General features: G+C 62.5%; 10 protein-coding genes. 9 read left to right on the forward strand and 1 reads right to left on the reverse strand.

Annotated elements, in window-relative coordinates:
- The gene (locus ABEA23_RS03370) at positions 1–2,682 is read left to right on the forward strand and encodes a helix-turn-helix transcriptional regulator (protein ID WP_345476652.1); all 2,682 of its coding nucleotides are present in this window, start codon (positions 1–3) and stop codon (positions 2,680–2,682) included.
- Here ABEA23_RS03370 and ABEA23_RS03375 read toward each other — a convergent pair.
- Entirely contained in the window at positions 2,649–3,965 is a 1,317-nt protein-coding gene (locus ABEA23_RS03375; protein ID WP_345476653.1) for an MFS transporter, read from the reverse strand. The two genes, ABEA23_RS03370 and ABEA23_RS03375, sit on opposite strands and share 34 nt — an antisense overlap.
- Before the next feature lie 118 nt (positions 3,966–4,083).
- Between ABEA23_RS03375 and thiS the strand changes: the two genes are divergently transcribed.
- The 8 genes from thiS (at position 4,084) to ABEA23_RS03415 (ending at position 14,538) form a co-directional block, all read left to right on the forward strand.
- Complete coding sequence (thiS, locus tag ABEA23_RS03380; RefSeq protein WP_044495521.1) at positions 4,084–4,323, forward strand: sulfur carrier protein ThiS; 240 nt, start codon at positions 4,084–4,086, stop codon at positions 4,321–4,323.
- A 4-nt stretch (positions 4,324–4,327) separates the two neighbouring features.
- Complete coding sequence (locus tag ABEA23_RS03385; protein WP_338086556.1) at positions 4,328–5,152, forward strand: thiazole synthase; 825 nt, start codon at positions 4,328–4,330, stop codon at positions 5,150–5,152.
- Positions 5,152–6,450 carry a molybdopterin-synthase adenylyltransferase MoeB gene (gene moeB / locus ABEA23_RS03390; protein WP_345476654.1) on the forward strand — a complete coding sequence of 433 codons (1,299 nt, stop codon included), beginning with the start codon at positions 5,152–5,154 and terminating at the stop codon, positions 6,448–6,450. The genes ABEA23_RS03385 and moeB overlap by 1 nt, the downstream gene beginning before the upstream one ends.
- A 457-nt stretch (positions 6,451–6,907) precedes the next feature.
- Entirely contained in the window at positions 6,908–11,038 is a 4,131-nt protein-coding gene (locus ABEA23_RS03395; RefSeq protein ID WP_345476655.1) for an SdrD B-like domain-containing protein, read from the forward strand.
- Positions 11,039–11,270: 232 nt separating this feature from the next.
- The gene (locus tag ABEA23_RS03400) at positions 11,271–12,224 is read left to right on the forward strand and encodes a carbohydrate kinase family protein (RefSeq protein WP_345476656.1); all 954 of its coding nucleotides are present in this window, start codon (positions 11,271–11,273) and stop codon (positions 12,222–12,224) included.
- A 14-nt stretch (positions 12,225–12,238) separates the two neighbouring features.
- Complete coding sequence (locus tag ABEA23_RS03405) at positions 12,239–13,273, forward strand: Cof-type HAD-IIB family hydrolase (protein ID WP_345476657.1); 1,035 nt, start codon at positions 12,239–12,241, stop codon at positions 13,271–13,273.
- Entirely contained in the window at positions 13,270–14,109 is an 840-nt protein-coding gene (locus tag ABEA23_RS03410) for a glycerophosphodiester phosphodiesterase family protein (protein ID WP_345476658.1), read from the forward strand. Before ABEA23_RS03405 ends, ABEA23_RS03410 begins: the two co-directional genes overlap by 4 nt.
- A gap of 75 nt (positions 14,110–14,184) precedes the next feature.
- On the forward strand, positions 14,185–14,538 hold the full coding sequence (locus ABEA23_RS03415) for a PLD nuclease N-terminal domain-containing protein (protein WP_345476659.1): 354 nt from the start codon (positions 14,185–14,187) through the stop codon (positions 14,536–14,538).
- The last annotated feature ends 58 nt before the right edge of the window (positions 14,539–14,596 follow it).

Raw genomic sequence — 14,596 nt, forward strand, 5'->3', positions numbered from 1 at the left:
ATGCCGATATCACCTTCCTTTCATGTGCCTGCCATGGCCTCAGATGTGGTGCCCCGGCCTAGAATCACCTCGCTGATCACCAATACCGTCAGGAATGCGCAGCTGACGCTGCTCGTGACCCCTCCTGGGGGCGGCAAAACTAGCGCAGCCGCTCATTGGGCCGCCGCATGGCAAGACTCACCCGTGGCATGGCTCAACGCGGATGCTGCAAGCAGCGGCTGGGAGTTCTTCACCGACCTCGTAGCTGAGCTGGAAGAAGTCTTGCAGCTTGCAGGACTGGGTAAGGCCTTGGGGGGCTTGACTGAAGCCAGGCCGCTGCGCAGGATGAGCTCGGTTCTTGCGCGTGAGCTGAGGAACCGGAGGGTCGGCGTCGTCGTCGTAATTGATCACTCCGAGGCGCTCACAGATGAATCGCTGAAGTTGGTGAGAACCTTAACGGCGCAAGTGTCCGGGCTGCGTTTCCTGCTGCTGGCCACCTATCTCAGCGAGAACCTCCAACTGCAGATCGTGCCTGAGCTGCAGGGGGATATCATCGGCTCACGGCAGTTGCTGTTGACGCCGACGGAGGCCCGTACCGCTCTGGCTGCTGCGGGACTCACCCAGGTGCACCAGAGTGTTCTAGAGACCGTGACCACTCCCATCATGGTGCGGGCACTGATCCGGCATGCTCAGCGGCAGGGACAGCGGCTGGTGACCTCGGAGACCGTTCATTCTTTGAAGGAAGAACTCGCGGTGCAGTCCATGCGCCGTGTACTCGCTGAGAACTCACTCGGTAATGACCCCCAGGCACTTCTGCTCCTAGGTCTCGCTCCGGCACTGGATGCCCAGCTGATCGCGGCTCTGCTGGAGATCACCGTTCCTGCCGCGGATGCAGTCATCGCTGAGATGGAGCAATTCGGACTCGGAACTCGCGATGAGCACGGTGTCTTCCGGCTGGACGCGGTGCTGTCTCCTGGTCTGCGGGAACTCGCTCAAGAGAGACTTGAGCCGGCACAGCTTCGAAGGGCCCATCAAGTCATCGCAGGCTGGCACGCTGAGCATCAGCATCCTTGGGAAGCGGTCCAGCATGCATACCGTGCCTTTGACTGGGATCTGATTGCGCGTCAGGCACTGCTGCATTTCAACGAACTCCAAGCTATAGGCAGGGAGGACTTCAGCCAGATTCTGGACAGTGTGCCCTCTGCTGTCGTTCGTAAATACCCCTTCGTGGGGTGGTTCCGTATGGTCATGCTCGCCGAAAGGCCAGATGTCACCCTGACGGCGCTTCGCACAGTGGGAGAGGAAGTCCTCAGCCAGGTCGACACTTCAGCCAGCGACTTCGGCCGGGTGGTAAGTCAGACGGTGACGTTTGCGCACCACCGGCTGCTGGGGAACTTCGAACTAGCTGACCAGCTCGCTAGTGAGGTCCTGCCCCAGATCGAAAAGCTGCGGGTGGTGAGCAGCGCCTGGGTTGACGAGCTCCCAGAGGATCACCGGTTCCTCGTTGAAGCCGCGCGAAGCTGGGTGGCCACGGCAATGCGCCAGTATTCAGCAAGCACGAAGCTCTTCCTGGGGGACCACCGGGCAGCATTGAGCCTCATCGAACCCATTGTGGTGCCGCTGGTTGACTCGGACGGGACTTTCCAATGGCGCGCGCTCTACAGTGCCGGACTCAAAGCACTGATTTTGGCCACGGCGGGCAATATCGCGGCGACCCGGGAGGTGCTGTCCTGGATCGGCAGCTTCGAGCTGCCACCGGGATGGAACGAGAGCTACTCAGGTGCGCCGGCGTGTATTGCCTCTGCAGCAGTTGCTCTAGTAGACCGGCGACCGGAGACCGCCCGTGCTGAGCTGGAGCGCATCAAACAATTCCAGGGAGATACGGAGCTGTGGGTCTTCATCCTTGACCTGCGTTCGCGGATTGCTTCCTATTTTCATGAGACCGGCATGGTGAGCTATATCGCCACCGAACTGCATACCCGCCGTTCTGCACCGCCCACCAGCCGCTACATGCAGGTTCATCTCCAGACCCGTGCTGTTGCTACAGCCGCGGCGGCCGGGGCACTGGACTCTGCGCGAAAACACCTCGAGCGTGGATGGGATCTGGACTACCCGGGAAGACCCGGTGTAGCGCTGGAACGCGCGGAGGCTGTCCTGGCGCTCTACGAGAAAGACTGGGAGAAAGCGCGGCGTATCTCCCGTCAGATTCTAGAGACCTACCAGGGGATGACGCCGCGCGAGGAGATCAGCTTGCGGCTCTGCTGGACCCAGGCCGAAGCAGCTCTGGCCGGCGCCGGTTCAGCTGATGCCAGCCAGAGCGTGGCCGGGGAGCAGTTCCTGGCGGCACTGGCGCTTGCAGATGAATGCGGGTCACCCTCAGATGTGCTGATCATCCCGCCCGAACGGCTTCTGGCCCTACTGCGGGAGCGAGCCCCCCACAGGGCTGATCTCTTCGCCGCGGTGGAGGAGCGGCTCTCCGGCTCCTCTGACGTTGCGGCGCCGGAGCTCAGTGAAGCCGAGTTGCGGGTGCTGGCCGAGCTGGCGCACTCAGAATCCAGGGCTGTCATTGCTCATCGTCTGCACTTGTCAGAGAACACCGTCAAAACTCATCTGCGCAGGATCTACCGCAAAATGGACGTGCACTCCCGCACTGAAGCGCTAGAACTTGCCTATGCTGTTGGCCTGCTGGCTCCTGAAGACTGATGGTCGTTCACCCCGCTCTGCTCGAACGACGGGCTCATTTGCTGGCCAATTACCCGAGGCGTGAGCTCCGTATCAGCGCGCCATAGCCACAGCAGGCAGCACCCGGCCCAGTAGGTTGCCACCACCCACATCACCGGCACGACGCCGAGGTGCTCCACCCCGATCCCGGCCGCTAGGGGGGCCAGTCCGCCTACCGCACCTGCGGCAAGCACCTGAGCGGCGACCACGGTGCTGCGGGCATGGTGCGGCGAATATTCGGCAGTCGCAGTTGCCCAGAGCGGATTGGTCATGCCGAGTCCTGCTCCCACCAGCGCCCCTACACCGGGTGCCCAGCCCGCCTCCAGCAAGAACGGCAGAAGCGCGAAACCCAGCACACCTAGCGCCACCCCGAAGACTACGGTGCTGAACCGACCCAGTGTCCGCGCCGCCAGCACGTGGAGCCCGACGCCGGCCACACTGCCTAGGGCGTAACCGGCGATGAGCAAGCCCAGCTGGTCCGAATCCCCGATGGATTCGGCGATCACGGGGGCCCCCACCTGTTGGAAGACTGCCGCAACGGCCGCGACGGCGGCTGTCATCAGCACCGCCCTGGTGAGTGCCGGATGCTCCCGCATAGTGCTGACCAGGCTGCGCCTAGGCGTGCGGATCACACTGAAGCCGCCAGGATCTGTATGCTCTACCACTCCTAGATGCCGCGGGATAAGCAGCATTCCCACCATGCTCAGCAGAGAGAAGCCCACGCACATCCAGAAGACACTTGCACCGCTGGCGCCATCAACCAGCATGTAGCCGCTGACAATAGGCGAGACTACAAAACCAGCAACGATCATGACCTCGCGCCCGGCTGTCACAGTGGAGTATCGAACACGGTGTTCCTCGGCAAGATCAGGGACCAGTGCCTTACGAGTCGCGGAGCCCACGCCGCGGCCGATAGCCAGAAGCGGGCCCAGCACCATCATTGCCGCCACGGTGAACATGCCAGCTTCAACCAATAACGCCGCAGCACCACATCCGGCGAGCGTGAGTACATCCGCCGCCACCGCAGTGCGCCAGCGCCCCAGGCGGTCAGCGAACAGCATGAGCAGAGGAGCCAGCAACTGACCTGCCAGCAGGGTAAGAGCACCAAGCGCGCCCACTATGGTGGCACTTCCTGTCTCCTGCAGCGCCAACCAGGGCAGGGCAAGCAGCAATGCCGACGTCCGCGAGGCGGCCGTCAGAACTGTGAGCCAGAAGATCACGATGTGCGAACGTGCGCGCAGCGAAGCAGATGGCCTCATCGTCATAGCGAGCCTTTCCTGATGTGTTGCGCGCATTGAGCGAAGAAACAGCCATCCGCGCTCGTCCCCGGACTAATCCTAGCCAGCGCAGCGTTGTGCCCGGCAGGACTAGACTGGAGACGCTATGCCCACCGTTCACATTAATGATGACCAGGTCGCCTTCGCTGAAGGAGCTACTGTGGTCGACGCCGTCGCGCACACCACCGGACGCCAGCTCAGCGCTGACGGCACCCCCGCAGATGGAGGACGCCTCGGCGTCGCCGTCGCACTGGCCGGTTCCGTCATCCCGCGCAGCCGTTGGGCCGCCACCGAGCTCAGCGAGGGTGTCGAGCTGGAAATCGTCACCGCAGTCCAGGGAGGCTGACTAAGTGTCTGACACAGCCCAGACCGGACCCGCATTCGACGCTGGCATTCCGCCGCTGGACATCGGCGGATACACCCTGGCGAACCGTCTGATCATGGGTACCGGTGGCATCACCGATCTCGCAGCCCTGGAACGAGCGCTCATCACTTCCGGCACCACGCTGACCACAGTGGCCATGCGCCGCTTCAGCCCGGACACTAAGACCTCGGTCTTCAGCATGCTGGAGCGCCTGGGCATCGATATTCTGCCCAACACTGCTGGTTGCTACACCGTCAAGGACACTGTCCTGACCGCAGAGCTCGCCCGCGAAGCCCTGGAGACCAACCTCATCAAGGTCGAAGTCATCGCCGATGAGCACACTCTGCTTCCGGATGTCATCGAGACCCTGGAGGCCACTGAACAGCTGGCCGACCGTGGATTCATCCCGCTGGTCTACACCAGTGATGATCCCGCCGTCGCCCGCCGTCTGGAGCAGGTCGGTGCTGCAGCGGTCATGCCCCTGGGTGCCCCCATCGGCACCGGGCTCGGGATCCTGAACCCGCACAATATTGAGCTCATTGCCTCCCGCGCCTCAGTGCCGGTGGTCCTCGACGCCGGCATCGGTGCCGCCTCAGAAGCCGCCCTGGCCATGGAACTCGGCTGTGCGGCAGTGCTGGTGGCCTCCGCGGTGACTCGCGCGCAGAATCCCTCTGCGATGGCGCATGCAGTGAAGGCTGCAGTAGAGGCTGGCTGGCACTCCCGGCATGCCGGACGTATCCCGCGCCGCGAGCATGCCCTGGCCTCCAGCCCAATGGAGGGCATCATCGACCCTGTGGAAGACCTCACCTGATGACTGATCTCTCCGCGTTTTCGCGATCGCAGGCCGAACGCTTCCAGCGCCACTTCGCACTGGCCGGCTTCGGTATCGAAGCCCAGGACAAACTGCTGCGGGCGCGGGTGCTGGTGGTGGGTGCAGGCGGCCTTGGCGCACCGATCCTCACGTATCTGGCAGCGGCCGGGGTGGGCACCATCGAGGTGATTGACCACGACGTCGTGGACCGCTCGAATCTGCACCGCCAGGTCATTCACTCTGAGGCCACCGTGGGACAGCCCAAGACGGCCTCGGCCGCGGCGGTCATGCGCGGGCTGCACCCGGAAGTCAACGTCGTCGAGCACCGCCAGCCGTTGACTGCGCAGAACGCGTTGGAGCTGGTGGAGCCGGTGGATATTGTGGTGGATGGCTCAGATAATTTCGCCACCCGCTATGTGGTCTCTGATGCCTGCGAGATCGCCGGAGTGCCGTTGGTCTCCGGATCCATCCTGCGATTCGCCGGACAGGTCAGCCTCTTCTGGTCCCGGCTGCCTTCTGGTGAACGCGGACCCACCTACCGTGATCTGTACCCGGAAGCTCCCGACGCCGGGGAAGTCCCCACCTGTGCTGAGGCCGGAGTCCTGGGTGTGCTGCCTGGTGTCATTGGCTCGTTGATGGCCACGGAGACCGTCAAGCACCTCACCGGAGTGGGGGAGACCCTGCTGGGGAGGGTCATGACCTATGACGCCCTCACTGCCAGCTTCCGCGAGTTCCGCCTGGAGCCGGATCCGCAGCGGGAACCGGTCACCAGCATTGGTGCTGATGTCACTGGACTCGGCGGAGGACCGGACTTCGATGCTGCCTGCGAGGCACCCGCCCACCAAGCAGACGACGACGGCGCAGCGGCTGACCTCAGCCCGACGGACTCAGCTGCCGCAGAAACAGTAGCGGAGGACAGCGTGAACGAGGACAGCGTGAACGAAGATATCGACTTCAACCCTTTCACCGGGGACCCGAAGCAAGCCGATGATCTGACTCCGCGCGAGTTCCGCCAGGCGGTGGCCCGCGGGGAGATTGCCGGCGTCGTGGATGTTCGTGAACCGTGGGAGCACCAGCAGGGCACCATCGAGGATGCGGTCAATATTCCACTGATGACGCTGTGGCGGGAGTCCCCGGAGGTTCCCGGCCTGGACGAGGCCGCAGATGACCGACCAGTGGTGGTCTACTGTGCTCACGGTGTGCGTTCCCGTCAGGCGCTGCAGCTGCTGTCCCAGCGTTATCCCGGCGCGCCGGTGAAGAATCTGCTGGGCGGCTACGAGCTCTACCGGCAGCAGTAGGACGGCGTCTCCTACGCTGGCTCAGGAGCTCGAAAGAGCCTGGTTCGCTCCAGGCGCTCCATTGGAACCGTCAGGCTGATTCCTTTTCTGCCGTAGTTTCGCGTGCCTGATAGTCGTCGCGACACCTGTCGCTTTCATGCCTTCGAAGAGTCAATAGTGCGCTGGCCGTGCCAGGCTGCTGCACCCCACTGACGTTCGTTGTGGCTCAGCACACTCTCTAATACCCCGTTAAAGGGTGACGTCGAGGGTGAACGCCACGTGGCCGCGGGGTGAACGGCGGGGTGAAGTTCCCCCTCTATGGGCCCTTTTCGCATCCCCTGCTTGGTCCTGCCGACCAGTATTGGTCCGTCTCCCCGCTGGCGCAGACTGCGGATCTCTTTCCCCACCCCGGCCTTTTGGCCTCGTATGTCCGCGCGCGCCCACAGGGGCCTTCTTAACACGCGATTGGACCTAGGACATGACCACCCTTCTACCAGATCAACGAAGGGCGGGCACACCATTGGTGCGCCTGCTCGCAGCTCTGCTCATTTCACTGCTGGCACTGACAGGACTCACAGCGCTGGCCCCGGCGGCACACGCCCAAACGCCCGGCGTGACCACTAACCTGCTGATCAACGGCCGGGCGGCTTCGCCGAACACCGTGATCACCCCCGGAGATACGCTTCGGCTGAACGTCCAGTACAGCCGGGATGTAGTGCCGGGCTCCACCGCTGTCATCGAACTCGGAGGCGTCCCCACCAGCATTGACCCCGCATCCCTGGTGGTACCCGCTGGCAACACCGCCATTAAGAGCGTCACCGAACACGACGGTGCCATTCACATCACGTTCGCAGACCCGTTTCCGGATGACGTGAGTCAGGGCGTATGGGCCCTGAACTACACCCTGCGCGAAGTAGAGGTCAGTGGCACCGAAAAGGTGACTTGGCGAGTCGATGACGAGGAGCACTCCATCGAGGTGGTTGTCCGTGCTCCTGGAGACGAGTTTGAGAACGTCTCGTCTCGTGTGGCAAAAAATGCCGCGCGTCCCAACTGGAACAGTGCAGTCACCATCGACGACGACGGCCAGGTGGTGCTCAATCCCTCGATCATCGGCCAGAAGATCACTTACACCCTCAACGTGGACACCGCCAAGGACCAGAACCGTCAGGGTTTCACCATCGCAGACCAACTGCCGGAGCATCTGGTGCTGGACCCGGAGTCCTTTCGTGCGGAGCTGACCACCTGGGATGACCAGGGGCGTAACCGGAAGATTGAACCGCTGGAGTTCACCCCAGCGGTTGCCGACGGTCACACCGGATTCACCCACACTCTTGACCTGCCGAACCCCTCCCGACTCAAGGTCACCTACACGGCATCAGTCCCGCATGAATCAGCACACGCAGCATTGCGTGACATGCTGCAGGTCGAGCTGGACAAGTTGGTGGCTGAGGACCGAACCGGTAACTTCGGCTTCAATTTAAGGAACACTGCGACCTTCGGCGACCAGCAGCGCACCGCTGACGTGTGGCTGGGCGGTCACCGGGCAGGCCCACCGGCCCCCGAAACCCCGCGCCTAGACAGCATTTTCACCAAGTCCGGTAACTGGGATCATGGTCGGCGAGACGTGCTCGTGGACGAAGGCGGCACGCTGCAGCCAGCTCAGGACATCACCTACACTCTTCGTGCGAATCTGAGCACCTTCGACGGGCGAAATGAGCACTTTGTGCTGGGCCGCAATGTGGTGATCTCTGATCCGCTGCCGCAGCAGGCACGCTGGAGCACCGACGCTGCCGATTTCATCACCGCTCAGGGTATGGAGCTGACGCAGGCTGCTGGATTCAGCGGAACTGCAGAGGACTTTGCCGCTGATGAGTATGTCGGTCACTGGGCCGTTGTGAATCAACTGCTGCTGGTCAACCTCGGCCGGAACCAGAGCGACGTGACTGTCGCGGTGAAGGCACAAGTCACTACTATCGAGGACCTGTACGCGTGGAAGAACCCCAACAACGGTTCCACCCACTATCCCCTGAGAAACCGAGCTTCCTTCATCTACTCAGAAGAGAAAGCAGCCCACGAGCGTGAAGCTGCCGTGGATCTGATCGTCTGGGATGAGAGCGACGACGGCCGCCACGACCCGGATAAGTTCTCGAAGACAGCCCTGTCTTCAGAAACCATCACTGTTGTTCCCGGTGAGACCACTGAGCTCGACTACCGATTCACCGTCCAGAACGTCGACCTCACCAAGAGCTACATCGTCGACTATGTCAATCCCGAATACTTCGAGACATCCAATGTTGAAGAGATCGCCGCGGCGATTACCGGCAAGTTCAACTGGTGGCACGAGATGGACGCTACCTACTTCGACGTGAGCGTAGACGATGACGGCAACCTGATCATCAAGCTCAGCGATAAAGGCATCAACCTGGTCAAGGACAACCCCACTGCGCGGCTGGAAGTCACCATCACGCTGACCACGGTGCCTTTGGCAGGCAAGCAGACCCTGAGCATCACTAACAAGGCAAGTCTCTTCGGACAGGACGAAGTGCCCATCTACTGGTCGGAGGTGCGAGCAGAAGCGACATCCTATGGTGATGAAGCTCAGGTTCGTAAGAGCATCCGAGACACTGAGAACCGGCTCTGGACCACCAACCTCCGCGCCGAAGTCAACGACGAGGGCGAGCTGGTTCAGGACGAGTACGTCTACAACATTGCCTTCATCCCACACGGCAACTACGACGGAGTGCCGATCATCCCGGTGATCGACAATCTGCCCGAGGAAGTTGAGTTCCTCGGTTTCGTTACCGATGAGAACGTAGATACCGGCGCCGGGGCCGTTGCCGGCCCCGTAGAGATCGGTGGAAACCTCATCGCCTCCTACGACGCCGAGAACCACCGTGTGACCCTTGCGAATAAACAGGGAGAAGTGCTCTCCAAGCAGGACGGCATCAGCGCGAACGTTCTGGTGCGAATCACCAGCTTCGAGCTAGATACCCCGATTATCAACGTCATCGGAAACACCAGCGCTACGGTGACCCCGTCAGACGGTTACCCCGTGTCCATCGCTAAGCGGGACCGCAGCAACGACAATGTGGTGATCGACGACCCCAACGCTCGGTTCGAGATTCGTACGGCAGCGGGCGAGGTCGTCGTCGACAACGCCTATGTGAAGGACGGATTCCTGGCAGTTGATGACTCCGAGGGTCGCAGTCGAAGTGTTCTTGTGCCTGAGCCGGGGACCTACTTCGTCCGTGAGGTGGTAGCACCTAAGGGCTATGAGCTCTCCGAGCAGGAAATTCGCGTCACAGTGGAAGCCGACGGTTCCACCGAGACTGTGACGTTCTTCAATACTCCCGCCGAACCATCTGAGCCGACCTACGCTGTGGGTGACTACGTGTGGATCGATACCAATAAGGATGGTCTGCAGGGCGAGGATGAGCAGTCGCTTGAGGGCGTGACTGTGGTCCTTTTGGATGCCGATGGTGAAGAGGTTGCTCGTACGAGCACTGATGAGAACGGTCTGTACATCTTCGATGAGCTGCCAGCTGGTGAGTACCAGATTCGGTTTGAGCTGACCCAGGAGCAGGCTGAGCTGTATGAGTTCACTATCCAGACCGTTGGTGACGATGTCACGGCGGATTCCAATGCTGATCCGGTGACTGGTCTGACTGCTAGGTTCCGGTTGGATAGTGAGAATGCTCAGCTGACCAAGGACTACGGTTCGCGTGAAGTGCTGGCTTCTGAGGGTATCGATCCGACGTGGGATGCCGGAGTGATTCTGAAGGTCCAGCCGACTGAGCCCGTGGAGCCGGCTGAGCCGAGCGAGCCGCCGACTGAACCGAACGAACCTACTGACCCGCCGACTGAACCGAACGAACCTACCGATCCGCCGACTGAGCCTGCTGATCCCACGGATCCGCCGTCGGAGCCGAGCGAGCCAACGGACCCGCCTGCTGAGCCTGCTGATCCTACGGACCCGCCGAGCGAGCCGTCGGAGCCAAGCGAGCCGACGAATCCGCCGACTGAGCCGAGTGAGCCTACTGACCCGCCGACTGAGCCGAGTGAGCCTACTGACCCGCCGACTGAGCCGAGTGAGCCTACTGACCCGCCGACTGAGCCGAGTGAGCCTACCGATCCGCCGACTGAGCCGAGTGAGCCGGTGACGCCCACGCACCCGCCGACGGTTCCTGCTGAGCCTACGGATCCTCCGACCCAACCGAGCGAGCCTACGGATCCTCCGACTGAGCCGAGCGAGCCTGCAGAACCCTCGGACCCGCCGTCGGAGCCTGCAGATCCCGCGGATCCTCCGACTGAGCCGAGCGAACCGGCAGCGCCGAGCACTCCGGCAACTGATCCGACCGATCCCTCGCATCAGCCGACCGAACCGGCTGATCCAAGTGAATCCCCCACTCCTGCGGCTGACCCCAGCAATGAACCTCAGCTGCCCACTCCTGCGGCGCCTGAACCTGATGCTGAGGATGAAGACGCACCCAAGCAGCCAGGCTCCCTGGCTCAAACCGGTGCAGGTGTGGGAATGATGCTCGCGGCAGTGACTCTGCTGCTTGCCGCAGGCGGCAGCCTCCTGGTGTGGAGGAACCGCCGACAGGCCTGAACAGTCTAAGAGCTCTGCTCTGACTGTTCCAGGAAAGCGGGCGCCCCTCTACCCCCAAGAGGGGCGCCCGTCTTTTATCCGGAGGCCTCACACTTGTCGGCTAGGTCTCATCGTGCTCATCGCGTGGCCGGTAATCACCACCGCAGTGCGATGGGCCTACTTGCCAGTACCAATGCCCTGAAACAGCTTGCCGCACAGGCCCAGAGCGACCGATTCCGGGTAGTGTAGAGGCGTGAGTTCATACCTGGCGGTCATTGGCGAGTGCTTGGTAGATGTGGTCCATTCGGAGACATCTGCCCCAAAGGCGCACGTCGGGGGCAGCCCCTTCAATGTTGCGGTAGGACTCGCTCGCCTGGAACACCAGGTGGTCTTCGCCGGACGGCGCGGCGAGGACGATTACGGTCGCATGATTGCCCGCTCACTGCGCGCTCAGGGCATCAACTCCCTGCTCGAGGCAGATGAGCTGCCCACCTCAGTAGCCCGGGCCACACTGGATCCCACCGGTCAGGCCAGCTACGAATTCTCACTGGACTGGGCGCTGCCCAGCGCAGACGAGGTGGAGGAGAAGTTCGCTACCTGCTCGGGGGACAGAATCCACCTGCACACCGGCTCTATTGCCGCGATGGTCCAGCCCGGGGCCGAGACCGTCAAAGGGGTCCTGCACCGGGCTCGGGAGACCGCCACCATCTCCTACGATCCCAATTACCGGCCCACCCTGGTGCCCAACCGCGAAGAAGCACGCCAGCAGGTAGAAGAGTTCATCGCCTTAGCTGATGTCATTCAGGCCTCCACTGATGACCTAGATCTGCTCTATCCCGAACGCAGCCACCGGGACACCATGTCCGCCTGGCTGGAACTGGGCCCCTCCCTGGTCACCGTGACCCGCGGTGCTTCTGGTGCGATAGCCCTGGCGCGCAGCGGTTTCGTTGAGCAGCAGGCTTTCTCCGTGGAAGTCGCTGACACCGTTGGCGCTGGTGACTCTTTTATGGCCGCCACCCTCTCCAGCTTGCAGCAGCGCGGACTGCTGGGAGCCCATCACCGTCAAGCACTTCAAGACATCAGCGCTGACACCGTCTCAGAAGTACTGCGCAGTGCCGCGCAGGCTGCCGCCATCACCTCCTCCCGCTTCGGCGCCCAGCCGCCGAGCGCAAAAGAGCTTGCCGCCGCCCTCACTGCCGCCGACTAACCCCTAAAGAGACGATGACTTCACAGCTTCAGACACCCGGAGGCGGGATGTCCGCCAGCGCCGCACCCACCACTGAATCCGCCGAGGCTGCCCTCAACCACCCAGTCCTCGACGACGCGGCCGCGCCACAACTTGCTGGAACCCCGGTCAAGCTGATCGCCAGCGATATCGACGGCACGATCCTCTCCTATAAGCTCACCGCCTCCGGCGCGGTGTCCCCGCGCACGGTCGAAGCGTTCCAAGCCGCCAGCGAAGCAGGGGTCGCCGTCGTATTAGTCACTGGACGCCCGGTGCGCAATATGCGGCCAGTCAGTGACACCCTCGGTGAGATCGGCCCGGTGATCTGCTCCAACGGAGCAGTGATGTATGACTTGGCGCAGGACAGGTTGGTCTCCTCCTGGCCCATGCAGGCCGAGGCGCTGTTCTCAGCCAAGGACATCATCCTCGACTTAGACCCCGGTGCTTTCTTCGCCGCCGAGACGCTCGAACACCTGCACCTAGAAGACGGCTTCGCCAAAGACTCACTCTTCTACGATGATGCCAAACGCAAGGCAGCCGGCATCGGTGAAGAGCAGCTGCTCTTCGGCCCGCTGGATGAGACCTTAGAGCGCGGCACCCGCGGTGAGGTGCGCACCCCGGACAGCGAGGTTGGTCAGGACCACGTCGCTGACCGGGTGGTGAAGCTGCTGGTGAAAACCCACAGCATGGATCCAGACGCATTCCTGGCCGAAGTGCGACGGCGTGCCGGTCACCTGGTCAGCGTCACCCACTCAGCACCCGGGGTGAGCCTGCTGGAGCTGGCAGCCAAGGGCATCAACAAGGCTGCAGGTCTCCAGCGCTTCGCCACCTCCCTGGGCGTCAACCAGCAGAATGTGGTGGCCTTCGGAGACATGCCCAATGACATTGAAATGCTGCAGTGGGCTGGCACATCTTGGGCGGTAGGCTCTGCCCACCCGATGGCACGCGCTGCGGCAAACCATGTGACCTCAAGCTGTGATGACGACGGCGTGGCTGTGATCATCGAAAAGCTGCTGGCAGGTCAGCTGTGACCCGGCTCAGTCCCTACCGGGCCCATCCCTACCGCGACATTCCCTATCTGCTGAACTCTCAGCCCGGAGCTCTGCAGAACGCCCCGCTGGCCTTTGCTCACCGCGGAGCGGATCCCCGCCGCGAGAACACCATGGGCGCCTTCCGGCACGCCGTCGAACTGGGGTACCGGTACCTGGAGATCGATGTCCGTACTGCAGCCTGCGGCACCCTGGTGGTCTTCCACGATGAGGAGCTGGGCAGGGTCACCACCGGCAGCGGTCGGCTGAGTGAGAAGACCTGGGAAGAGCTCAGTGAACTCCGCGTCGGGATGGACGGCCGGTTCACCGAGCCGATGGTGCGCTTCGAGGATCTGCTCACGGAATGGGATGACGTCCATTTCAACGTGGACCTCAAAGACGGAGAAGCCGTCGGCCCCTTTGCGGAGATCGTTGAGCGTCACGGAGCTCACCACCGAGTGCTGGCCGCCAGCTTCAACGACGCCCGTCGGCATCGGGTGAATAAGCGACTGAGCCGCCCGGTGGCTACCTCCGGGGGGTGGGTCTCCACGGGCATGATTGTGCTACTGGGTCCGCTGGGATTCCTGCGCCGGATCAGTCGCCGTCTGGCTGGGATCGATTGCGTCCAGGTGCCTATCGAGCACTCCGGGGTGCGCATTGTGCGGCCGAAGTTCATTGAGCGCTGCCATAAGGCCGGGCTGCAGGTCCATGTATGGGTGGTGGACGATCCCGCTGAGATGCACCGGCTGCTGGATATGGGCGTTGACGGCCTCATGACCGACGACGCAGAAGCGCTGGCCGATGTCATGGCCGAACGCAGTATCTGGCCCCAGCGCTGACTTCTCCGGCAAAACTCCAGGCAACGCCCACTAGGGATCAAGCTGCTCGTCAGCGGTCCCGTCTAGCCTGATGCCATGTTCGTGCCGCAGTTGTTCTCCGCTCTTGCTGCAGCCACCCCTGCCGGCAGTGAACCGTTGCCGTGGTGGCTGCGTTTTGGTGGCATCCTGGCAGTGGCGGCTCTGGCAGCGGCCCTGATGGTTCTGATGCAGACCCGCCACCAGCGCCGAGCCGGAGTCCTGTGGGTTCTGGTGATTTTCTTGGTCCCCATCATTGGCCCGCTGACCTACATCATCGCGCAGAGCATCAGCTACCGCCGGAACAATCCCACCGCCTCCAAAGGCCGCGCGGAAAGAATGGCACCGGAGGAGTACTCCACTGGGCAAGCGAAGACAACAGACGACGACGCCGGACCAGCGCGCCGTGGTTAAGCCCGGTCGATAAACCCGGAAGCCAGCAGCGGGCAGTTTTCATCCTGTGGTCGGAGGC

It is taken from the genome of Nesterenkonia rhizosphaerae, assembly GCF_039544555.1.
GTDB classification, from domain to species: Bacteria; Actinomycetota; Actinomycetes; order Actinomycetales; family Micrococcaceae; genus Nesterenkonia; species Nesterenkonia rhizosphaerae.